The sequence below is a fragment of the Bradyrhizobium sp. Kon58 genome (assembly GCF_055807455.1).
Window position 1 is genome coordinate 76,789 of sequence record NZ_JBVVOT010000028.1, and the last position, 20,418, is coordinate 97,206.

Genomic DNA, 20,418 nt, shown 5'->3' on the forward strand with positions numbered 1-20,418 from the left:
TCCCGATGCGGCGATACCCTCTCCCCGCCCCTCTCCCGCAAGCGGGAGAGGGAGCGCACCTGTGCTGTGGTGCGCAATGATCATTCGAGCTCGATCACGAAGGGGCGGCCCTCGACCATCATCGCGCCCGGGCCCATCTCATCGAGCGCGCGCAGCATGCGGCCGTTGCGCCCCAGCGCACGGTCGGCGAGGCCGACGATGCGGCGGTTCGGCGAGGCGATCGGGGAAGCTGCCCGGATCTTCTTCGCGATCTCGGTCTCGTCGCGATCCGGATTGAGTGCGCACACGGCGGCAAAGGCGCTCGCGGTGGAGCGGCTGATGCCGGCATAGCAATGCACCACCAGCGGCGCGTCGCGATCCCAGCCGCGCACGAAGTTCAGCACCTGCTCGATATGCGTTTCCGATGGCGCGACGAAGCCGTCCATCTCCTCGGTGATGTCGTCCATCGACACCTTGAGATGGTTGGCCGGCAGCACCGACACCGGCCGCGCCACCTGCTCGACATTGGCCATCACGGTCAGCACGTGGCTGGCCTTGGTGAGGCGGACGGTTTCGGGAAGGGCGGCGAGGGAACAGACGTGGATCATGGCGGACCTTTTTCCGCAGATTATAGCGAGCGTTGGCGGGGTGGGCAAAGCGAAGCGTACCCACCACTTTCGTCTCATTGCGCAAAATTAGTGGGGGCGGCGCAAGGGCCCCATTGCCCGCCCTGCAGGACCTACGCAAACACGGCGCCAAACCGCTCCAGAAACTGCTTCTCGGCCCGGGCAGCCGTCCAGGGGGTGAGATAATCGCGCCGGACGCTGTCGGAGAGGCCGGGATCCTTGCCGAACAGGCGCCTAGCCTCGCTCTCGCTGAAGCCGGCGAGCGTCGTCGCCTCCAGATAGGCTGCGCCGCGATCGGCGGCCTTGATCGCCAGGGTGATCTCCTCCAGCAGTACCGGCGGCAGGCCAAAGCGGATGTGGATGGCGCCGAGCAGGCGTTTCTCGACCGCCTTGTAATGACCGTCGAGCACGGCCTTGAACGGTGAAATCATGTCGCCGATCACATATTCGGGCGCGTCATGCAGCAGCGCGGCAAGCCGCATGCGCTGATCCACGCGGGGGTTCTCGTGCCGCATTACGGTTTCGACCAGCAGCGTGTGCTGCGCGACCGAGAAGATGTGCGCGCCGATGGTCTGGCCGTTCCAGCGGGCGACACGCGCCAGCCCATGCGCGACGTCGGCGATCTCGATGTCAAGCGGTGAGGGATCGAGCAGATCGAGCCGCCGGCCCGACAGCATGCGCTGCCAGGCGCGGGTGTCGGCGCCGCGTTCGGTCTTCTTCGCGCTCATTTGGCCTTGAGGCGCGGTTTGCGCTGCGACTTGCCGCAGCTCGCGTGACAATGGCAGTCGACGAGATGATCGTTGACCATGCCGGTCGCCTCCATGAAGGCATACACGATCGTCGGGCCGACGAATTTGAAGCCGCGCGCGGACAGCTCCTTGGAGATCTGCATGGAGAGCGGCGTCGAGGCCGGCACGCTCGCGGTGGTCTTGAAATGATTGACCTTGGGCCTTCCGTCCATGAAGTCCCACAGGAATTTCGAGAAGCCGGGGCCCTTCTCCATGATGTCGAGATAGGATTTCGCGCTTGATATCGCGCCGTCGATCTTGGCCTTGTTGCGCACGATGCCGGCATCGTTCATCAGCGCGTGAACTTTCTTCTCGTTGTAGCGTGCGATCTTTTCCGGCTGGAAATCGTCGAAGGCTTTGCGAAAATTGTCGCGCTTGCGCAGGATGGTGATCCAGGACAGCCCGGCCTGGAAACCGTCGAGGATCAGCTTCTCATAGAGCGCGCGGTCGTCATATTCCGGCACGCCCCATTCAGTGTCGTGATAGGCGACGTAGAGCGGATCTTCGCCGGGCCAGGGGCAACGCGTCTTTCCGTCGGGATGCAGGCGGGGAGCACGGCTCATGCGATGGGTTGCTTCGTTGGAATGCGCACGACGTCTGGTTCTGCAAGCCTCACAGCGAGGCCACCGGCAGTCAGCGCCTGTCCTGCATCGAGCGCATCGGCGACGCGGTCGATGCGCACCAGCGCGATACCCTTGCCCTGCGCCGACGAGCCCATCGTGCCAACCGGCTTGTCGCCGGCGAGAATGCTGACGCCGGGCTCAGGCGAGGAGTCCTCGAGCAGCACCTTCACGCTGCGGGTGCGGGCGGTGCCGCGATGCTGCATGCGCGAGACGACCTCCTGGCCGACATAGCAGCCCTTGTCGAAATCGACGCCGGAAAGGCGATCCATGTTGGTCTCGTGCGGGAACGCATCGCTGTACGTGAAATCGAGCCCGCCGCGCGGCACGCCGAGCGCGATGCGGTGGGCCTCGTAGGCGGCGGCGCCGACCATCTCGGCGCCGATCAGATCGGACAGCTTCTGTTTGAGATCTTCAGGGATCAGGATGCGGGTACCGAGGTCTTCATTGCGCGGATCGGCAAAGGCGAGGTCGGGCTGGGCCGCGGGCTTGCCGTCCCAGGCCGCGAGCACGCCGAGATCCTCGGACAGGTTTTCCACCGTGACCTTGGCGCGCAGCTTGTAGAATTTCAGCTTGGTGGCGAGGCCGTCGGCAAGCGGCTTCGGGCAATCGATCAGGAACCCGCCGCCATGGCCGGCAGGCGCTTCCGTGATCAGGAAATCCACGATGATCTTGCCCTGCGGCGTCAGCAGCGCGCCGAATCGGCCCAGGCCCGGCTTCAGCTTGTCGACGTCGGTCGTGACGAGGCCATTGAGGAAGTTGCGCGCATCCTCGCCCGCGACCTTGATCACGCCCCGGTCCGGAAGAAACGCTGATTTCATACGAAAATCTCTTGCGACATGTTGCTCCGGAACGTAAGCCCGCAAGGCAAAAACGACAAGACCTCAAGCCCTGCGCTTGGGGACGAGAGAGGCCTTCAGCCATGACCCAGCGTTTCGACGTGATCCTCAAGGGCGGCACTGTCGTCAACCAGGACGGCGAGGGAGCCCGCGATATCGGCGTCGTCAACGGTCGCATTGCCGAGATCGGCGCGCTGTCGCAGGCTTCCGCCGCGGAAGTGATCGACTGCAAGGGCCTGCACATCCTGCCCGGCGTGATGGACACGCAGGTGCATTTCCGCGAGCCCGGGCTGGAGCAGAAGGAAGACCTCGAGACCGGCTCGCGCAGCGCCGTGATGGGCGGCGTCACCGCCGTGTTCGAGATGCCGAACACCTCGCCATTGACCGTGACCGAGGCCACCTTCACCGACAAGGTGAAGCGTGCCCATCACCGCATGCATTGCGACTTCGCCTTCTTCATCGGCGGCACCCGCGAGAATGTGCAGGATCTGCCGGTGCTGGAGCGTGCGCCCGGTTGCGCAGGCGTCAAGGTGTTCATCGGCTCCTCGACCGGCGCGCTCTTGGTGGAAGACGACGAAAGCCTGCGCCGCATCTTCCAGGTGATCCGCCGCCGCGCGGCGTTCCATGCCGAGGACGAATACCGTCTTAATGAACGCAAGCCGCTGCGCATCGAGGGCGACACGCGTTCGCACCCGGTGTGGCGCGACGAGACCGCGGCGCTGATGGCGACGCAGCGGCTGGTAAAGCTCGCGCACGAGACGGGCAAGCGCATCCATGTGCTGCACATCTCGACCAAGGAAGAGATCGAATTTTTGCGCGACCACAAGGATGTCGCCTCCTGCGAGGCGACGCCGCATCATCTCACGCTGGTCGCGCCCGAATGCTACGAGCGGCTCGGCACGCTGGCGCAGATGAACCCGCCGGTGCGCGGCGCCGATCATCGCGCCGGGATCTGGCGCGGCATCGAGCAGGGCATCATCGACGTGCTCGGCTCGGACCACGCCCCGCATACGCTTGAAGAGAAACAGAAGACCTATCCGGCCTCGCCCTCCGGTATGACCGGTGTGCAGACGCTGGTGCCGCTCATGCTTGACCACGTCAATGCCGGCCGGCTGTCGCTGGCAAGGTTCGTCGATCTCACCAGCGCCGGCCCCGCGCGCCTCTACAACATGGCCTGCAAGGGCCGCATCGCCGCCGGCTATGACGCGGATTTCACCGTCGTCGATCTCAAGCGCAGCGAGACCATCACCAACAAATGGGTCGCGTCCAAGGCCGGCTGGACCCCCTATGACGGCGTCCGCGTCACCGGCTGGCCCGTCGGCACTTTCATCCGCGGCCGCCGCGTGATGTGGCAGGGCGAGCTCGTGACCGCCGCGCAAGGTGAGCCGGTGCGGTTTCTGGAGACGTTGAAGGCGTAAGTAACTTGCGGTGAGGCAGCACGCGCGCGCTGCACACTCGATGTCGTCCCGGCGAAGGCCGGGACCCATACCGCGAGGTGTCTCGGTTGCGAAAGTCGCAGTACCGAACGACTAGCCTCCACATAATTTCTTCCCGGGGCTATGGGTCCCGGCCTTCGCCGGGACGACATTGGGGAGACATGGGAGCGCACAATGACCCAACCAACACCCCTCATCACCACCGAGCAACTCGCAGCCCAGCTCGGCGATCCCAACCTGCGCCTCTACGACTGCACGACCTACAACGAGCCGGTGCCGCCAGGCAGCGACGTGCCCTATCGCGCTGTGCCCGGCGACAAGACGTTCGAGGCGGGCCATATTCCGGGGGCCGATTTTCTCGACCTGCAAGGCGAGTTCTCCGACGCCTCTGCGCAGCAATTCTTCATGATGCCTGATGTGGCCCAGCTGGAGGCCGCCTTCGGCCGCCATGGCCTCGATGCATCCAAGTCGGTCGTGCTCTACAGCATCGGCACCATGATGTGGTCGACGCGGTTCTGGTGGATGCTGCGCTCGCTCGGCGTCGACGCGCGGGTGCTCGACGGAGGTCTCGACAAATGGAAGGAGGAGGGACGGCCGGTCCTAACAGGCGCCCCGAAGGGCTATCCGGTCACGACCTTCAAGGCGGCGCCGCGTGCGGGCTTCTTCGTCGACAAGAATGCGGTGAAGGCACGGCTCGGCGATCCCGCGACTGTTATCGTCAACGCGCTCGGCCCGCAATTTCATCGCGGCCTCGAGCCGAGCCGCTACGGCCGGCCCGGCCGCGTTCCCGGCAGCGTCAATGTTCCCGCGGCAATCCTCACCAATGCCGACAAGACGCTGACGACGCTCGCCGATGCCGAAGCCAAATTCGCCGCGGCAGGCGTCACCCGCGATAAGAAAGTGATCCTGTATTGCGGCGGCGGCATCTCGGCGACGATCGACCTGCTGTTGCTGACGCAGCTCGGATACGACAAGCTGACGCTGTACGATGCCTCGATGGGCGAGTGGGCGAGGGATCCGGCGCTCCCGATCGAGACGGATTAGGACATTCCCTGGTCCCTCCCCCAGGGGAGGGACAGAAAGTTGGGAACCTTTCCCTTGGGGCGGCATCCAATGTCCGGGAACGAAGCCAAACGAGCAGGTGACTGCCATGCCACGGACCGCAGCCGGCCTATCCGCCGGCGCCAAAACATCGGAAATCCGGACCTTGGAAGCCGAACTGGTCGAGCGGGCGCGGGGCCGTGATGAGGCCGCGTTGCGCGAGATCATGCAGGCCAATAACCGCAGGCTCTATCGTCTGGCGCGCGGAATTCTGCGCAGCGACAACGAAGCCGAGGATGTCGTTCAGGAAACCTATGTCCGCGCCTTCACCCATCTCGACGGCTTCCGCGGCGAGTCCGGGCTGTCGACCTGGCTGTCGCGCATCGCTATCAACGAGGCGCTTGGCCGGGCGCGAAGCACCAGGCCGCATGTCGAGCTCGGCTCGGTGCCTGAAGCGATGCTCGAGGCGCAAATCATCAAATTTCCCGCTTCTCCCGCAGGCGATCCGGAAAGGACCATGGCCCAACGTGAAATCCAGCGCGTCGTCGAGCGCGCCATCGATGAATTACCGGATGTCTTCCGCATGGTCTTCGTCGCACGCGTCATGGAAGGCCTGAACATCGAGGAGACCGCCGAGCTGCTCGGCGTCAAGCCCGAGACCGTGAAGACGCGGCTGCACCGTGCGCGGACCATGCTGCGCGAGAACGTCGAGAAGGAGATTGGTCCGGTGGTGATGGATGCGTTCCCGTTCGCCGGGTGGCTCTGCGAGCGGCTGACCGTGTCGGTGCTGAAGCGGCTCGGCATCGGCGGCTGAAGTTTTTCGGGAACGTTCGCGCGAGAATTCCATCCAACGCCTGTGAAGCAACGCGCCGGCAAAACGTCCGGCACCACAGGAGTGTCAAACCATGTTCGTTCGTTGGACCACGGCGATCGCCGCTGCAATTTTGTTGTCGAGCCCCGCGCTGCTGCAAGGTGCCAGAGCAGCCGACAAGCCGACCGATCCGCAGATCGCCCACATCGCCTACACCGCCGGCGTGATCGACATCAACGCAGCCAAGCAGGCGCAGAAGAAGGCCAAGAACAAGGACGTGAAGGCATTTGCCGAGGACATGCTGCGCGACCATGAGGCCGTCAACAAGCAGGCGCTCGCGCTGGTCAAGAAGCTGAACGTCACGCCTGAAGACAACGACACCAGCAAGGCGCTGTCAAAGCAGGCGAGCGATAAGCTCGCCGAACTCGACAAGCTAAATGGTGCTGCCTTCGACAAGGCCTATGTCGCGAACGAGGTCGCCTACCACAAGACAGTCAACGGCGCGCTGGAAACCCAGCTCATTCCATCCGCCAGCAATGCCGAGCTGAAGAGCCTGCTGCAGACCGGTCTGAAAATCTTCCAGGGGCATCAGCAGCATGCCGAGCATGTCGCGGCGGAGCTGAAATAGGGAGGCGATGATGCCGGGACGATTGTCTGCGATCGTGTCAGCGGTCCTGCTCGTGGCGTTGGCCGTCCCGGCGCATGCTGCGACCATCGAGATCACGATGGAGAATCTCGAAGTGTCGCCGAAAGACGCTTCGGCCAAGGTCGGCGACACCATTGAATGGATCAACAAGGACGTATTCGCCCACACCGCGACTGCTGGGAACGGCGATTTCGACGTCAACCTGCCTGCGAAAAAATCAGGGACGTTGGTTCTCAAGAAGGCAGGCACGGTCGATTATTACTGCCGCTATCATCCCAACATGAAAGCGACGCTCAAGATCGAGCCGTAACGGCTGGGGAGCGTATTCCCGGCGGCAGCGGAAACTGGCCCCGTCCGCGTGGCGGGGGCATTTTCGGCGAGGCTTACTGCCTGGAGAAAGACTTACTGTCTGGAAATGTCGACCGAGAATTCGCCGTTGCGGATGCGGCCGGGAAAGCCTTCGACGAACTTCGCCACCGCGTCCTCGCCATAGGTGCCGACGAGCTCGGCAAGGGCCGCGAACAGGCTCGCCTGCGCCAGGCAGTCGCCGTCGACGCCATCATGGCGCGCTTCGGCCCAGGCCTCGTTGAGATAGCTCAGTGCGGCCTGCTTCTGCTCGTGATCGGGCAGCGGCGCGCGTGCGGGGGCGTAGGACACTGGATGGCTCATGAAACTCGATCAGGGCTGGGGCGCGATCCACGGCGATGCGCTGTGCGAGAGGTGTAGCACGCGCGTTAACGACCGCTAGGCCACATCTTTAGGAACGGTTAACGGCTGTGTACAAAGTCGATGACAGGGTTCCCCGATGCCCAACCCTCATGGTGAGGAGCGTGCGAAGCACGCGTCTCGAACCATAGAGGCCGCACCGCAGCAGCAGGGCCTTCCATCCTTCGAGACGCGCGTTCCGCGCTCCTCAGAATGAGGAATTTACAAGTCTGGATGTGATTGGCGGTGGATCAGTTCGCGTAACGCGCCGTCAGATCGCGCGAGATCTTCGCGCCTTCCTCGATGTAGCGGCGGATCGCCACCGTCGCGGCTGGCGTGCAGCTCCGGTAGGTCTGCTGAAAACCGTTATAGCCGCGGTTGAAGCCGGCGATCATGCGGGTGCGGCGTTCGCCGGCGGGGGTTTCGGCATCGATCAGCGCCTGCATCTCGCTGCGCCATTTGTTGCCCTCGTTGGACCCGCAGATGCCGCGCAGATAGTGCAGCCCGCCGAGGATCTCCGCCAGCCGCTGCAAATCGCCGTCAAACGGCGCTGCCCCGTCCTGAGCCCTCGTGGGCACCGAGGAGCAGGCGAGAATCAGGGCAAAAATGGCCAGAAATCGCGTCGACATCGGCCGGGTGTATGCCTCCTCGGGGCGGCAGACGCAAGGCGGGGCCGTCAGGGGCCGATCAGCCGGTGGGCCGACTGGATGATCTCTTCCAGCCCGCCGGTCAGCTTGAGCTCGCCAAGGTCCGCCAGGGCCTCCGGGGCGATCCAGCGGTAGTCGTCGAGCTCGTCGTTGAGGACCGGCTCCCGGGCCACCCAGCGGGCAGCAAAGGACATGATCAAATAGTGGCCGGCGCCGGCCGCGGCCGGGAGCACTTCGCGCCAGCCCGCGAGGTCGATGATGTCGATATCGAGCCCGGTCTCCTCGTCGATCTCGCGCGCCAGCGCCTGGTGCAGCGATTCGCCGAACTCGACCCGGCCGCCCGGCAGCGAATAGAACCCCTTTGCCGGCGAACGTGCGCGACGGGTCAGAAGCACCTTGCCGTCACGAAAAATCGCGGCACTGACCGCGATCTGGGGACGGGTGGGCTGAACGATCGCAGCCATGACTTCACCTGCTCGGGCCTAGTTCGCCATGATGTTGTCGACGTCGGCTTCCGCGCCGCCATTGATGATGCCGCCGCAGGCCGCGATCAGCGGCTTGACCCACTGGGCGGCTTGCTCGGCGAGGCGCACGCGGGTCGTGTCCTTCTCGACCTCGCGCATGGCCGAACCGACCGCCGACAGGATCGAGGTCATGGTGTCGGTGAGATGGTCGAACTGGGCGCGCACGTTCGGCTCGGCCTTTTCATAGGCCTCGATCGCCAGATCCCGGGCCTTGAAATTCGAGGCCGTGAAATGCTCGGCATAGGACAGCGGCGACCAGGTCAGAAAATCTTCCGCGCATTCCGGCATGTCCGGCACCATTTCCAGCAGCATCACGGCTTCATTGAAATGGTTGAGATAGTCGGTGGCAAGCCCGGTCCGCGGGTTGATGTTGGCCACGCGCAGCCGCTCGGCCCAGGCCGCGGCCTCGGGCGCCGTCTGTCCATGCATTCGCGCCGGCTGGGAGACCGTTGAGCTCATCTGCCGCAGTGTTAACGTTCGGGGTTAAAAGGACCTGAACGGACCCTATATAGGCCCTCGAGGATGTGTGGACGCTTCGTCATAACTTCGACCCCCGCGGCTTTGCGGCAACTGTTCGGCTACATTGAGCAGCCGAACTTCCCGCCCCGGTTCAATGTGGCCCCGACACAACCGATTCCGGTCGTGCTGGCCGAGAACGGCGCGCGCCATTTTCGCCTGATGCGCTGGGGACTGCTGCCGGGCTGGGTCAAGGATCCCCGCGGGTTTACGCTCCTGATCAATGCGCGTTCCGAGACGGTGCTGGACAAGCCCGCCTTCAAACGCGCGATTCGCCGGCGCCGCGGCCTGATTCCGGCCGACGGCTATTACGAATGGAAGACGGAGGATGGCCGCAAGCAGCCCTTCTTCATCCATCGCGCCGACGGCGCGCCGCTCGGCTTTGCCGCATTGTTCGAGACCTGGGTCGGGCCGAACGGCGAGGAGCTCGACACGGTCGCGATCGTCACGGCGGCGGCGGGCGAGGATCTCGCCACGCTGCATGACCGCGTGCCCGTCACCATCAGCCCGCGCGATTTCGAGCGCTGGCTCGACAGCCGCAGCGATGACGTCGATGCCGTGTTGCCGCTGATGACCGCCCCGCGCATCGGCGAATTCGCCTGGCACCCGGTCTCCACCCGAGTCAACCGCGTCGTCAACGACGACGACCAGTTGCTGCTTCCGATCAGCGCGGAGGAGATGGAGGCGGAGGCGGTGAAGCCGAAGAAGGTGGTGCGGAAAGCGGCGGTTGGCTCGGCCGATGACGGGCAGGGGTCGTTGTTTTAGGCGGCTTCGCCCTTAAACGATCTCCCGCGCCCGCAGCGCCGCAATCTCGGCCGCGTCAAATCCCAGCTCGCCCAGTATCGCGTCCGTATCCGCACCGAGCTCCGGCGCCATGCGGTCGAGCCTGCCGCCGCCATGCGCGAGCTTGAAGCCGCTGCCGGCAAAGCGCAGGCGGCCATAGGGCGTATCGAGCTCCTGGATCGCGCCGCGCGCCTTGATCTGCGGATGGTCGATCACTTCCTCGACCTTCCAGATGCTGGCGCAGGGCGCGCCGGCATCTTCAAGGATGGTCTCCCATTCGCGCGCGGGCCTTGCCGCGAGCGCTTCCTCGATGATGGCGCGTAGCGCCGGCTCGTGCTCGTTGCGCGCGAACCAGTCGGCAAAGCGCGGATCGCTGAGCGTGTCCTCGCGGCCGAGCGCAGACATCAGCGCGCGATATTGCTTCTCGTTGTTGACGGCGAGCAGGATATGACCGTCGCCGCATTTGAACAAATTCGCCGTGGTCCTGCGGCTGACGGCCTGATTGCCCGACAGCTGCTGGCGATGGCCGGCAACCGACCAGTCCGCGATCTGTCCCGACAGGAACGCCATCGTCGCCTCCAGCATGGAGACGTCGATGAGCTGGCCCTTGCCGGTGCGATCGCGCTGGTACAGCGCGCTCGACACGCCAAAGGCAGCGGTCGCGCCCGACAGCACGTCGCACACGGCAAAGCCCGCACGCGTCGGGCCGGTTTCGGTATGACCCGTGATCGCCATGATGCCGGACAGCGCCTGCATCTTGCCGTCATAGCCGGGGCGCAGCCGGTCCGGACCGGTCTGGCCGAAACCGGACACCGCGCAGTAGATCAGCTTCGGATTGATCGCGGACAGCGCCTCGTAGCCGATGCCGAGCTTGTCCATCACGCCGGGGCGGAAATTTTCCATGACCACGTCGACCTGCGCGGCGAGCTTCTTCACGATCGCGATCGCATCGGGTTTTTGCAGATCGAGCGTCAGGCTGCGCTTGTTGCCGTTGATGGCCTGGAACGCTGGCGCCAGACCGCGGTCGGCCCATTCGCGCGAGAGCGGCGTGCGGCGCATGTCCTCGCCCTCGCGCCGCTCGACCTTGATGACGTCGGCGCCCAGGAGCGCGAGCTGGTAGCTCGCATAAGGCCCGGCCAGCACTTGCGTGAAGTCCAGGATCTTCACGCCCTCGAACGGTCGCGTCACGTCGCTCTCCCTTTTTGTTTTGGTTGTCGGAGGACGTCAGGCGGCGCGATTGCCGCGCGCGATCTCCTTCTGCTTGTCGAATTCGGCACGGCGGCGCGCCAGCTCTTCGGCTGAGAGCTGCGCGACGTTGTTGTAGTCGAGCTTCCAGGAGGCGTCCTCGCTCCAGCGCAGCGGCGACTGCATGGTGGTCTGCGGGCCGCTCGCGGTTTCCAGCAGTTTCAGCGCCAGCTCGAGCGTCTGCGCCTGCGAGGCGACGTCGTGCGGCTTGCCGGCGGAATTGCCGAGCGGGAAATCCGAGAACAGGAAGCGCGGCACGGCGGCGTGCTCGATGATGTCCTTGGCGCAACCCATGATCACGGTCGGAATGCCGTTCGCCTCGAGATGCCGCGCCACCAGCGCCGTGGTCTGGTGACAGACCGGGCAGTTCGGCACTAGTACCGCGACGTCGACCTTGTCGGCCAGACAGCGCGCCAGAATCTCCGGCGCGTCGGTGTCGAGAGTGACGCGATGGCTGCGGTTGGTCGGCGCGCCGAAGAAGCGCGGGGCCACCTCGCCGATGCGCTCCGCAGCGCTCGCCTTCAAAAGCTGCGGCAGCGGAAACCAGGTGCCGTTGTCGGTGGCCGTGGTGTGCTTGCGGTCGTAGCCGATATGCGAGATGCGAAGGTCGTGTGGCTTCGCCGTGTCGCCGTCATAGACCTGGTAGAATTTCGCGCCGCCATTATACGCCGCGCCCGGGCCCTGGTCGCCCTTGGTGGGGTCGTATGGTGCGGCCGTCGTGATGATGGTGACGCGCGACTGCGACAGCGGCTTCTTCAGCGGCTGGAACGGCGCCTCGGTGTAGTGCGCCCAGCGATACGCGGTGGTGTAGCCAATCGCGGCGTAATAGTCCCGCGTGCGCTGCATATAGGGCACGGGGGCGTCATAATCGGGCGCAAAACCGAATTCGTCGTCGCGCGAAGCGGACATGGGGCGCGTCTCCTGGTTCTTGTTGGCCACAGACTAGAGATAGTCGGGGGTGAGCTCAAGAGTAAGCAAGTTCACCGAAACACATGCAGCGCCACATGCTGCAGCAGCATGATGGCCTTGGCGTCGATGATGCGCCCGTCCGCGATCATCGCCAGCGCCTCGTCGATGCCGAGCTCCAGCACCTCGATGTCCTCGCCTTCATGTTCGAGGCCGCCGCCGTCGCTGACCCGCATCTCCGGCTCGTATTCGGCGACGAAGAAATGCAGCTTCTCGGTGATGGCGCCGGGGCTCATGAACGCCTCGAACACCTTGTGGACGTGGTGCAGGCGATAGCCGGTTTCCTCCTCGGCCTCGGCGCGGATGCGTATCTCGGGCGAGGCATCGTCCAGCACGCCGGCGGCCGCCTCGATCAGCAAATCGTCGTAGCCGCGAATGAACGCCGGCAGGCGGAATTGCTTCACCAGGATCACCGTACGGCGTGCCAGACTATACGGCAGCACGGCGGCGGCGTTATCGCGCTCATAGGTCTCGCGATGCTGCGTTTGCCATTCGCCATTGGCGCGCCGGTACTCGAACGTGGTGTTCTTCAGCGTGGTCCAGCCGTCCGAGAGCACGCGGACGTCCTTGATGCGGACGCGGTCGGAAATGGTCATGGCTCGATCTCAATTGCTTGGCGTTGTGGTGCGGCCGTCGAGCCACTTCTGGAACATCACCGAGGTCGATTCCTCGAAACCCAGCGACTGGTAGAACGCATTGGCTTGCTCATTACCGCGCCGGACCAGGAGCTGGAGTTTCAAAATTCCGGCTTGACGCAGCCAGTCTTCGGCCGCCGCCATGATGACGCGTCCGTAGCCACGCTTCTGGCTACCCGGATCGACGGCGACGTAATAGACCCAGCCGCGATGGCCGTCATGGCCGACCATCACGGTGGCGACGATGGCGCCGCCGTCGCGGCCGAGCAGGATCGTGGAATTGTCGCGTCGCCGCGCCAGCGCGATGTCGGCATGCGGATCGTTCCACGGCCGCGTCAGCCCGCAGCGCTGCCACAGCGCAACCACGGGCTCGACATCGGCCTCGGTGATCGTGTCGATCGAGAGCGCACTCACAGCACTTTGCCCGGGTTCATGATTCCAAGTGGATCGAGCATCGCCTTGAACTGTCGCATCAGCTCGATTGCAGTCTTGTCCTTCACATCGGGCAGCTCGTCGCGCTTGAGCACGCCGATACCGTGCTCCGCCGAGATCGAGCCGCCCATGCGCAGCACGATGGCGAACACGACCGCGTTCATCTCGTGCCAGCGCGCCAGATAATCCGCGGTGTTGGCGCCGATGGGCTGGCTGACATTGTAGTGCAGATTGCCGTCGCCGAGATGGCCGAACGGCACCGGCCGCGCGCCGGGGATCAGCTTGACCACGGCTTCATTGGCCTCGGCGATGAAGGCGGGCACGGTGGCCACCGGCACGGAAATATCGTGCTTGATCGAGCCGCCCTCCGGCTTCTGCGCCGACGACATCTCGTCGCGCAGCTTCCAGAATCCGGCGCGCTGCGTCAGATTGGCCGCGATCACCGCGTCGTCGACGATCTCGTCCTCCATGGCGCGGCCGAGGATGGTTTCCAGTGGCGTGCGGGCATCGTCGCCGGGTGACGATAATTCCATCAGCACGTACCAGGCATGCTTTTGCGCGAGCGGATCGCGCACATCGATGCCGTGGCGAATCGAGAAATCGACCGCCATCTCCGAGAGCAATTCAAAACTCGTGAGCGCATTGGCGGCCTCGCTTTGCGCGATCGCCAGCAGCTTCAGCGCGGCGTCCGGCGACTTCAACCCGACGAAGGCGGTCTCGATCGACCGCGGCTTCGGAAACAGCTTCAGCGTCGCCGCGGTGATGATGCCGAGCGTGCCTTCCGCGCCAATGAAAAGGTTGTGCAGATTGTAGCCGGTGTTGTCCTTCTTCAGCTTCGACAGCACGTTGAGCACGCGCCCGTCGGCCAGCACCACCTCAAGCCCCAGCGCCATCTCGCGCGCGACGCCATAGGCGAGCGCGGCCGTGCCGCCGGCATTGGTCGAGAGATTGCCGCCGATGGTGCAGCTCCCTTCCGCGCCGAGCGAGAGCGGAAACAGCCGGTCGAATTCCGCGGCCTTCTGCTGCGCGATCTGCAGCACGACGCCGGCCTCACAGGTCATGGTGTTCGACGCAGTATCGACCTCGCGGATCTTGTCCAGCCGCCGCAGCGACACCACCACCTCGCCATGGTGCGGGGTCTGGCCGCCGACGAGCCCGGTATTGCCGCCCTGCGGCACCAGTGCGATTTTGTGCTCGGAGGCGAGCTCGCAGATCGCGGCGACTTCGGCGGTCGAGCCCGGGCGCAGCACCAGCGGCGAGCGGCCGTGGAACAGATTGCGCTCCTCGGTGACATAGGCCTCGATGTCAGCCGCATCGGTGATGGCGTGCCTCTCGCCGACGATCTTGCGGAATTGTTCGATCAGCTCGGGCGCAAGCGGAGCGATGGCGGAATGATTGACGTTCATGGTGGTGTCTCTTCTCAAGCTTCTTACTCTTTGCGCATGATCTTGTCGGAAAACCGCGACACACTTTTCCGGATCATGCGCTATCTCGCGACCGCAGCCCGGCGCAGCCGGTCGTTGATCGCTTCGCCCAGATCTTGTTCAGGGATCGCCATCACCGCGATCGCCCGCGGCCCCCTGGCATCGAGGGCGCGAAGATAGCCGAACAGATTGGCGGCGGCTTCATCGAGATCGCCGCTGGGCGACAAATTCATGACCGCGGTGGCGGCCTCCAGACCAGACAGGCGCGCGGGGCCGAACGCCAGCAGCGCTTCGCCCGGCGCGACGTCCTGCGCATTGAGCCGCACATTGGCGCGCGGCGCATAATGCGAGGCCAGCATGCCCGGGGCCAGCGGCTGGCTGTCGTCGCTGTCGGGCTCCGCCGGCAGTCGCGCCAGCGGTGCGCCGAGCACGGCCTCGATCCGCTCGCGTGACAGCCCGCCGGGCCGCAGCAGCATCGGCGCCGCAAAGCAGCCGACGATGGTCGATTCGACGCCGACCGTAACGGGCCCGCCGTCGACGATCAGGTCGATCCGCCCTGCAAGGTCGCCCTCGACATGGGCTGCCAGCGTCGGCGAGACGTGGCCGGAAAGGTTGGCGGACGGCGCCACCACCGCCCCGCCGAAGGCGCGCAAGATCGCTTGCGCCACCGGATGGGCCGGAATGCGGATCGCGACCGTATCGAGGCCGGCGGTGGCAAGCTCGGCCACCGGGCAGTTTTCCGTCTTCGGCACTACCAGCGTCAGCGGCCCCGGCCAGAACGCCTCCGCGAGGCGCAAGGCGCAGGCGTCGAATCGCCCGATCCTTCGCGCGGCCACGAGGTCGGCGACATGCGCGATCAGCGGATTGAAGGCCGGCCGCCCCTTGGCGGCGTAAAGATGGGCGATCGCGCCGGCATTTCCGGCGTCCGCCCCGAGCCCGTAGACCGTCTCGGTCGGGAACGCGACCAGCCCGCCGGCGACCAATGTCCGGGCGGCAGCTTCCGCGCCGGCTTCGCCGGCCGGTAAAATCAGCGTTTCAAGACCCGTTTTCACAGAGATAAGATTCCTCAGCTCGGCCGCTTGCGGTGCGCCAAACCCGACGCTATAAGCCGGCCTCTTGTCGGAGTGTGGCTCAGCCCGGTAGAGCACTGCGTTCGGGACGCAGGGGTCGCAGGTTCGAATCCTGCCACTCCGACCATTCTTCCAAAAGTCGACGTTCTTCTAGAGGCTCGGCGGACCGGTCGCCGGGGCCTCGGAAGCGCCTTATTGCAACGATTTAGGGCGCGGGTCCACGGCCGATTTGGCCGGACAGAGGCGTGTGCCGCAGCGGCATGGCTTTCTTTTCGCCGGCATCCCTGATCCGGCGTTGCAGGGTAGGTCAGAGAATTACCGTCTCGCCGCGAGCGAGCCAATCAAAAGCATCGCCAGGCACGGCTCCCACGCGGCCCTCCTCTGACCCTTCCGCAATTGCCTCGAAACCGCCGGAGCTCATTAAGCGCTCGCGCTCGGGACGATCGGTTGCCATCCGGTCAGGCCGACGGTTAGATGAACCTGCACTCGATCGCAGCTTTCAAGCAGCGATCGGCCAATAACAAAAAACAGGGCAGGAAATCATGAACAAGAAAATCGTCGCGCTCGTTGCAGCTTTTACCTTCGCTGCTTGCGGATCGGCATGGGCCGCGTGGCCGGAAGACAAGCCAATCGAAGTCGTCGTCGGCTTTGCGCCCGGCGGCGGTACCGATGTGATGGCTCGCAAACTTCTTCCCTTTGTTGAGCGCGCGCTAGGCGGCAAGGCGAAGTTTGTCGTCCTGAACAAGCCTGGCGCTGGTGGAGAGATCGCGTTTGCAGCGATCGCGCGCGCGGCGCCCGACGCCTATTCGATCGGCGTCGTCAACGTGCCGGGCTACAACTTTCTGCCGATGACGCGCAAAACCCAATACACCACGGATGAAATCCGGCTGGTCGCACGGATCGTTGAAGATCCGAACGTGATGGTGGTTCCCGCGGACAGCAGATTCAAGAATCTGCCGGATGTCATTGCCGCACTTCGCAGCAAGCCGGGCTCGGTGACGTTCGGTCACAACGGTGCGGGCACGAACGGTCATTTGGCCATTCGGATGCTGGCAGCAGCCGCGAAGGTCGAGCCCAACGAAATCTCTTACAGAGGAACGGCCGCGCAGCGGACCGATCTATTGGGCGGGCATCTGGAAGTCGGGATGGTCACTCTCAGCGAGATTCCCGAATTGCATGGCACCAACAAGGGGCCACTTCGCGTCATCGCGATCCTGTCGAAGAAGCGCTTTCCGTCGCTGCCCGAAGTTCCGACAGCGGAGGAAGTGGGCTTTCCGATCACGACGACAGCAGAACGCGGCTTCGCGGTCCCGAAGGGCGTTCCGGACGACATCGTCAAGAAGCTGGAAGCCGGGATTGCCGAAGGCCTGCGCAATCCCGAATACCTGACGAATTCGCCCGGCGACGAGCCGGTGATCGCCTTCCTGACTGGCGCTGAGTGGCAGAAACGCCTCGACGGCATGTCTGAGGCGTTGCGTCCTTATGCTGAAGACATGCGCGCGAACGAGCAGAAGTAATCAACCCTGCTGTCGCCGGCGGTTGTCGCGGGCCTACCGCCGCGCCACCAGCACGCCAATCATAAACGCAATCATCAGCGCGGGCAGCGGCGCCTCGCGAACCATGCCGCGAACGACGTGTGTCCAATGTTGCTCCGGGACGAGGTTCGGAGACCTGATCTCCGGCGTTGGCGTGATGCCCCATTCCGACGCTAGCTCTGCGACCTCGCTCGATGCGAGCCGCACGCCATCGCGGACGCGGAAGATCGCTGCGTCGGATCGTTCGCCTGGTGCGAGCGCCATCAGCGTCGCGACGGCTGTGCGCAACGTCATCTCGCCGTAGCCTTGCAGCCTCACGGATTCCTCAGGATCGGACGTCATCGGAGATCCCTCACAGCGCCAAATGCCTTACAACGCGAAGTGGCGCGCGATGGTGAACGCCATCGTCGCGCACAGGACCAGCGTGGATACCGCGCCGGCCACGCCGCGCGCGAGATCGGCCCGCGTCAGGTGCCTGGTCATGATTTTGCTCCATGCTCGGCATGGCAATGGCGGGGAGGCGGCGTTGGTTCCTTGCGCGACGGGCGAACGCCGGCTATTTCCGCAGCAGCTCGCTCAGCGCCGCCGTCGCCTCGGCGCAGCGGATGTCGTCGATCTCGCGCGACAGGCTGAGCGCGCTCGATCTGAGCTCTTCGACTTTCCAGCTCTCCGGGTGCTGGGTCTCGAGTTGACCGAGCCGCTTGTTCAGATCGTCCAATCTGGTTTGCAATTGTTCGACGCTGGCGGCCCCATTCACCACCCAGACTCGTTGCGCACGCATCGTAGTTCCCCTGCTCGTCTCACGGCGTTGTGAGAGGGGTTCGTGGCCGCAATGGGAGTTTCTTTTGTCCGCCTTCAGACGGACGGGAACCGTTGCAGATCAGCAACGGGAGTTCCCTCGCGTCAGCGCGCGTCTGGAGCCCGGCCATCACCACATCAGGCGGCGCGCGGCCACTCGGTCGATTGCTTTTCAAGCCGGCTTTCGAGAATGGCGATGCTCACCCGGATATTGTCGCGCCGGGCCCGCAGGTTCTGCGCGAGCATGGGGTAGGCGACGTTCTGGGGATCGGAGATTCCGGCCTTCCGTTCTTCCTCCAGAATGTCGGCGTCGATCATTCGCATGCGCCAGCGCAGATCAGAGATCAATGCGTGGAGCTGTGTCGGCATGGTCGCTTCGAAACGGGACGTCGGGTGCATGATCGCCTCACGATGAGACAGACCCACTGCGGGTCTGAGGGATTTGACTCCCTCGCAGCAAGCGGAATGCCAGTGCACCGGCTGAGCGAGTTCCTCGCGCGATTGCTACGACGTTGCGCCGGAACGATTGCCACTCTTTCCCGTTGCTGCAGGGGCCTCGATGACGAGGCGATCGAGGGACCCATGCCGCTCATCCGCTATTTCGTTTTCACCGGCGGCGCTCTGCTCGCCCTCTTGTACCTTGCTGATTACTACCTGGCCGGTCCCGTGAGCGCCGCCGCCGAAACCGGGCCGGACCTCTCGATCGCCCGAATTCACTCTGCACAGACATGGCCGGAGAAGATCGTCTTCGACACCAACGTCCGACAGATTCCGTTGACCAAAACCGTGGCGTCAACGTCAGATGCGGCGGCGCCAGTCGCGCCGGACGGTACGCGCCAGGCATTTGCCATGGCGGCGCAGCCCGCCGCAGAGCCCAGGCAGGCCAAGGCGGCCGCTCCGAACAAGCGCGTCGCGGAGCGGCATCGTCGCCGCCAGCCGTCGCGCATGGCGGCGCGCAGTCAGTTCTTCAACGAGCCCGTCGCCGCAGAATGGTGAGTGGCGCCCTGTGATGGTGTTTTCGCGCGACGTGGATGCGGTCGATCACCATTCATCCTCGGCGCTCCCCGCGTGACGGTCGAACTGCCTCACGGTTGGGCACCGTGCCGGACAGCGAGGCTGTGCGCGCGACGCATCGCACGATAGTCTCTGCCGCGACCTGACCCGGGAAGCGGACGAGGGAAAGATTCGTGACGAGATTTGTGACGATCGCGGCCGGCCAGCTTGGCCCTATCGCGCGAACCGAGACCAGAACCGCGGTCGTGGCGCGCCTGATGGCCTTGATGCGCCAGGCGCACGCCAACGGCTGCGACCTGATCGTCTATCCCGAGCTCGCACTGACCACGTTCTTTCCGCGCTGGTATTTCGAGGATCAAGCCGAGATCGACAGCTTTTTCGAGCGCGAGATGCCGGGGCCGGAGACGAGAGGCCTGTTCGATCTCGCGCGCGAGATCGGCATCGGATTTTATCTTGGCTATGCCGAGCTGACGGTCGAGGCCGGAATTGTCAGGCGCTACAACACCTCCATCCTGGTCGAGAAGAGCGGCGCCATCGTCGCGAGATATCGCAAGGTTCATTTGCCCGGGCATGCCGAGCACGAGCCTTGGCGCGAATTCCAGCATCTGGAAAAGCGCTATTTCGAGCCCGGCGATGGTTTTGGCGTGACCGAGGCCTTTGGCGGCGTGATGGGGATGGCGATCTGCAACGATCGCCGCTGGAGCGAGACCTACCGGGTCATGGGGCTGCAGGGCGTCGAGATGGTGATGATCGGCTACAACACGCCGGTGCACAATCCGCCCGCGCCCGAGCATGACGATCTCTCGCTGTTCCACAATCATCTGGTGATGCAGGCCGGCGCCTATCAGAACGGCACCTTCGTGGTCGGCGTCGCCAAGGCCGGTGTCGAGGAGGGCGTCGACCACATCGGCGGAAGCTGCGTCATCGCGCCCTCCGGCGAGATCATCGCGCGATGCACGACCAAGGGCGACGAGATCGCACTGGCCCGCTGCGATCTCGATCTCTGCAACTCCTACAAGCGCACCACCTTCAATTTCGACGTTCACCGTCAGCCGCAGGCCTACCGGATGATCGTCGAACGGAAGGGCGTGACCCTGATGGCGGACGGAACGCCGGTGCGAACGACAGGGTGAGCTCCTGTAGCCCGGGTGAGCGAAGCGATACCCGGGACCGCTGCGAGAGTCCCGGATGTCGCTTCGCTCATCCGGGCTACAAGACCTTGCCGTCGGGCAAAACAGCCGGCGGGTGTCAATCCGCCGCCGCAAAAATATTCCACTTTACCGAAATTCGGTTTTGGCGTATGTGTCGCCCATCCCGGCTCATCCTTGAGGGGCGATC

Annotated in this window: 26 protein-coding genes and 1 tRNA gene; 10 read left to right on the top strand and 17 right to left on the bottom strand. The window is 64.6% G+C overall.

Features of this window, described 5'->3' with window-relative positions; all coding sequences use genetic code 11:
• Positions 1 to 80: 80 nt before the first annotated feature.
• From AC0L20_RS31590 to ygfZ, 4 genes are all read right to left on the bottom strand, one after another.
• Positions 81 to 587 (bottom strand): tyrosine phosphatase family protein, encoded by a 507-nt coding sequence (locus AC0L20_RS31590; protein WP_027568633.1) that lies wholly within the window; start codon positions 585 to 587, stop codon positions 81 to 83.
• A gap of 131 nt (positions 588 to 718) precedes the next feature.
• Entirely contained in the window at positions 719 to 1,333 is a 615-nt protein-coding gene (locus AC0L20_RS31595; protein WP_473294493.1) for a YfbR-like 5'-deoxynucleotidase, read from the bottom strand.
• Entirely contained in the window at positions 1,330 to 1,956 is a 627-nt protein-coding gene (locus AC0L20_RS31600) for a DNA-3-methyladenine glycosylase I (protein WP_473294494.1), read from the bottom strand. Before AC0L20_RS31600 ends, AC0L20_RS31595 begins: the two co-directional genes overlap by 4 nt.
• On the bottom strand, positions 1,953 to 2,834 hold the full coding sequence (gene ygfZ, locus AC0L20_RS31605) for a CAF17-like 4Fe-4S cluster assembly/insertion protein YgfZ (RefSeq protein ID WP_473294495.1): 882 nt from the start codon (positions 2,832 to 2,834) through the stop codon (positions 1,953 to 1,955). The genes AC0L20_RS31600 and ygfZ overlap by 4 nt, the downstream gene beginning before the upstream one ends.
• A 101-nt stretch (positions 2,835 to 2,935) precedes the next feature.
• On the opposite strand from ygfZ, the gene AC0L20_RS31610 reads away from it, so the two are divergent.
• The 5 genes from AC0L20_RS31610 to AC0L20_RS31630 all read left to right on the top strand — a co-directional run bounded on the left by AC0L20_RS31610 (position 2,936) and on the right by AC0L20_RS31630 (position 7,096).
• Positions 2,936 to 4,270, top strand: coding sequence for a dihydroorotase (locus AC0L20_RS31610; protein WP_473294496.1), 1,335 nt, complete (start codon positions 2,936 to 2,938; stop codon positions 4,268 to 4,270).
• A gap of 192 nt (positions 4,271 to 4,462) precedes the next feature.
• Positions 4,463 to 5,332: a sulfurtransferase gene (locus AC0L20_RS31615; RefSeq protein WP_473294497.1), complete on the top strand. Its 870-nt coding sequence runs from the start codon at positions 4,463 to 4,465 to the stop codon at positions 5,330 to 5,332.
• A gap of 106 nt (positions 5,333 to 5,438) precedes the next feature.
• A complete protein-coding gene (locus AC0L20_RS31620; protein ID WP_473294498.1) occupies positions 5,439 to 6,143 on the top strand; it encodes an RNA polymerase sigma factor in 705 nt (234 codons plus the stop codon).
• 91 nt (positions 6,144 to 6,234) lie between these two features.
• On the top strand, positions 6,235 to 6,768 hold the full coding sequence (locus AC0L20_RS31625) for a DUF4142 domain-containing protein (protein WP_473294499.1): 534 nt from the start codon (positions 6,235 to 6,237) through the stop codon (positions 6,766 to 6,768).
• A gap of 10 nt (positions 6,769 to 6,778) precedes the next feature.
• Positions 6,779 to 7,096 carry a cupredoxin domain-containing protein gene (locus AC0L20_RS31630; RefSeq protein WP_027568641.1) on the top strand — a complete coding sequence of 106 codons (318 nt, stop codon included), beginning with the start codon at positions 6,779 to 6,781 and terminating at the stop codon, positions 7,094 to 7,096.
• Positions 7,097 to 7,188: 92 nt separating this feature from the next.
• Here AC0L20_RS31630 and AC0L20_RS31635 read toward each other — a convergent pair whose 3' ends face one another.
• The 4 genes from AC0L20_RS31635 to AC0L20_RS31650 form a co-directional block, all read right to left on the bottom strand.
• The gene (locus tag AC0L20_RS31635) at positions 7,189 to 7,455 is read right to left on the bottom strand and encodes a hypothetical protein (protein ID WP_007594892.1); all 267 of its coding nucleotides are present in this window, start codon (positions 7,453 to 7,455) and stop codon (positions 7,189 to 7,191) included.
• A 287-nt stretch (positions 7,456 to 7,742) separates the two neighbouring features.
• On the bottom strand, positions 7,743 to 8,120 hold the full coding sequence (locus AC0L20_RS31640; protein ID WP_473294500.1) for a TIGR02301 family protein: 378 nt from the start codon (positions 8,118 to 8,120) through the stop codon (positions 7,743 to 7,745).
• Between the two features lie 47 nt (positions 8,121 to 8,167).
• Positions 8,168 to 8,602, bottom strand: a complete 435-nt coding sequence (locus AC0L20_RS31645; RefSeq protein WP_473294501.1) for an NUDIX hydrolase — start codon at positions 8,600 to 8,602, stop codon at positions 8,168 to 8,170.
• 18 nt (positions 8,603 to 8,620) lie between these two features.
• Entirely contained in the window at positions 8,621 to 9,121 is a 501-nt protein-coding gene (locus AC0L20_RS31650; RefSeq protein ID WP_473294502.1) for a hypothetical protein, read from the bottom strand.
• A gap of 63 nt (positions 9,122 to 9,184) precedes the next feature.
• On the opposite strand from AC0L20_RS31650, the gene AC0L20_RS31655 reads away from it, so the two are divergent.
• On the top strand, positions 9,185 to 9,943 hold the full coding sequence (locus AC0L20_RS31655) for an SOS response-associated peptidase (protein WP_456765539.1): 759 nt from the start codon (positions 9,185 to 9,187) through the stop codon (positions 9,941 to 9,943).
• Between the two features lie 12 nt (positions 9,944 to 9,955).
• Here the strand turns inward: AC0L20_RS31655 and AC0L20_RS31660 are convergent, their stop codons facing one another.
• From AC0L20_RS31660 to AC0L20_RS31685, 6 genes are all read right to left on the bottom strand, one after another.
• Entirely contained in the window at positions 9,956 to 11,149 is a 1,194-nt protein-coding gene (locus AC0L20_RS31660; protein WP_456765538.1) for a CaiB/BaiF CoA transferase family protein, read from the bottom strand.
• A 36-nt stretch (positions 11,150 to 11,185) separates the two neighbouring features.
• Positions 11,186 to 12,115: a glycine reductase gene (locus tag AC0L20_RS31665; protein WP_456765537.1), complete on the bottom strand. Its 930-nt coding sequence runs from the start codon at positions 12,113 to 12,115 to the stop codon at positions 11,186 to 11,188.
• A 71-nt stretch (positions 12,116 to 12,186) separates the two neighbouring features.
• The gene (locus tag AC0L20_RS31670; RefSeq protein WP_456765536.1) at positions 12,187 to 12,768 is read right to left on the bottom strand and encodes an NUDIX hydrolase; all 582 of its coding nucleotides are present in this window, start codon (positions 12,766 to 12,768) and stop codon (positions 12,187 to 12,189) included.
• 9 nt (positions 12,769 to 12,777) lie between these two features.
• A complete protein-coding gene (locus AC0L20_RS31675; RefSeq protein WP_456765535.1) occupies positions 12,778 to 13,221 on the bottom strand; it encodes a GNAT family acetyltransferase in 444 nt (147 codons plus the stop codon).
• Positions 13,218 to 14,645 (bottom strand): FAD-binding oxidoreductase, encoded by a 1,428-nt coding sequence (locus AC0L20_RS31680; protein WP_456765534.1) that lies wholly within the window; start codon positions 14,643 to 14,645, stop codon positions 13,218 to 13,220. The genes AC0L20_RS31675 and AC0L20_RS31680 overlap by 4 nt, the downstream gene beginning before the upstream one ends.
• A gap of 80 nt (positions 14,646 to 14,725) precedes the next feature.
• On the bottom strand, positions 14,726 to 15,715 hold the full coding sequence (locus AC0L20_RS31685; RefSeq protein WP_456765533.1) for an L-threonylcarbamoyladenylate synthase: 990 nt from the start codon (positions 15,713 to 15,715) through the stop codon (positions 14,726 to 14,728).
• 68 nt (positions 15,716 to 15,783) lie between these two features.
• Between AC0L20_RS31685 and AC0L20_RS31690 the strand changes: the two genes are divergently transcribed.
• Both AC0L20_RS31690 and AC0L20_RS31695 read left to right on the top strand, forming a co-directional pair.
• Positions 15,784 to 15,860: transfer RNA gene (locus AC0L20_RS31690), tRNA-Pro, on the top strand.
• A gap of 415 nt (positions 15,861 to 16,275) precedes the next feature.
• Complete coding sequence (locus AC0L20_RS31695; RefSeq protein ID WP_247816830.1) at positions 16,276 to 17,250, top strand: tripartite tricarboxylate transporter substrate binding protein; 975 nt, start codon at positions 16,276 to 16,278, stop codon at positions 17,248 to 17,250.
• Between the two features lie 33 nt (positions 17,251 to 17,283).
• Here AC0L20_RS31695 and AC0L20_RS31700 read toward each other — a convergent pair whose 3' ends face one another.
• The 3 genes from AC0L20_RS31700 to AC0L20_RS31710 all read right to left on the bottom strand — a co-directional run bounded on the left by AC0L20_RS31700 (position 17,284) and on the right by AC0L20_RS31710 (position 18,465).
• Entirely contained in the window at positions 17,284 to 17,610 is a 327-nt protein-coding gene (locus tag AC0L20_RS31700) for a hypothetical protein (RefSeq protein ID WP_456765532.1), read from the bottom strand.
• 214 nt (positions 17,611 to 17,824) lie between these two features.
• Positions 17,825 to 18,049, bottom strand: a complete 225-nt coding sequence (locus AC0L20_RS31705; RefSeq protein WP_007594875.1) for a hypothetical protein — start codon at positions 18,047 to 18,049, stop codon at positions 17,825 to 17,827.
• 155 nt (positions 18,050 to 18,204) lie between these two features.
• Positions 18,205 to 18,465, bottom strand: coding sequence for a hypothetical protein (locus tag AC0L20_RS31710; protein ID WP_027516488.1), 261 nt, complete (start codon positions 18,463 to 18,465; stop codon positions 18,205 to 18,207).
• Between the two features lie 183 nt (positions 18,466 to 18,648).
• Between AC0L20_RS31710 and AC0L20_RS31715 the strand changes: the two genes are divergently transcribed.
• On the top strand, positions 18,649 to 19,062 hold the full coding sequence (locus AC0L20_RS31715; protein WP_456765531.1) for a hypothetical protein: 414 nt from the start codon (positions 18,649 to 18,651) through the stop codon (positions 19,060 to 19,062).
• 191 nt (positions 19,063 to 19,253) lie between these two features.
• Positions 19,254 to 20,213 (top strand): N-carbamoyl-D-amino-acid hydrolase, encoded by a 960-nt coding sequence (locus AC0L20_RS31720; RefSeq protein ID WP_473294503.1) that lies wholly within the window; start codon positions 19,254 to 19,256, stop codon positions 20,211 to 20,213.
• The last annotated feature ends 205 nt before the right edge of the window (positions 20,214 to 20,418 follow it).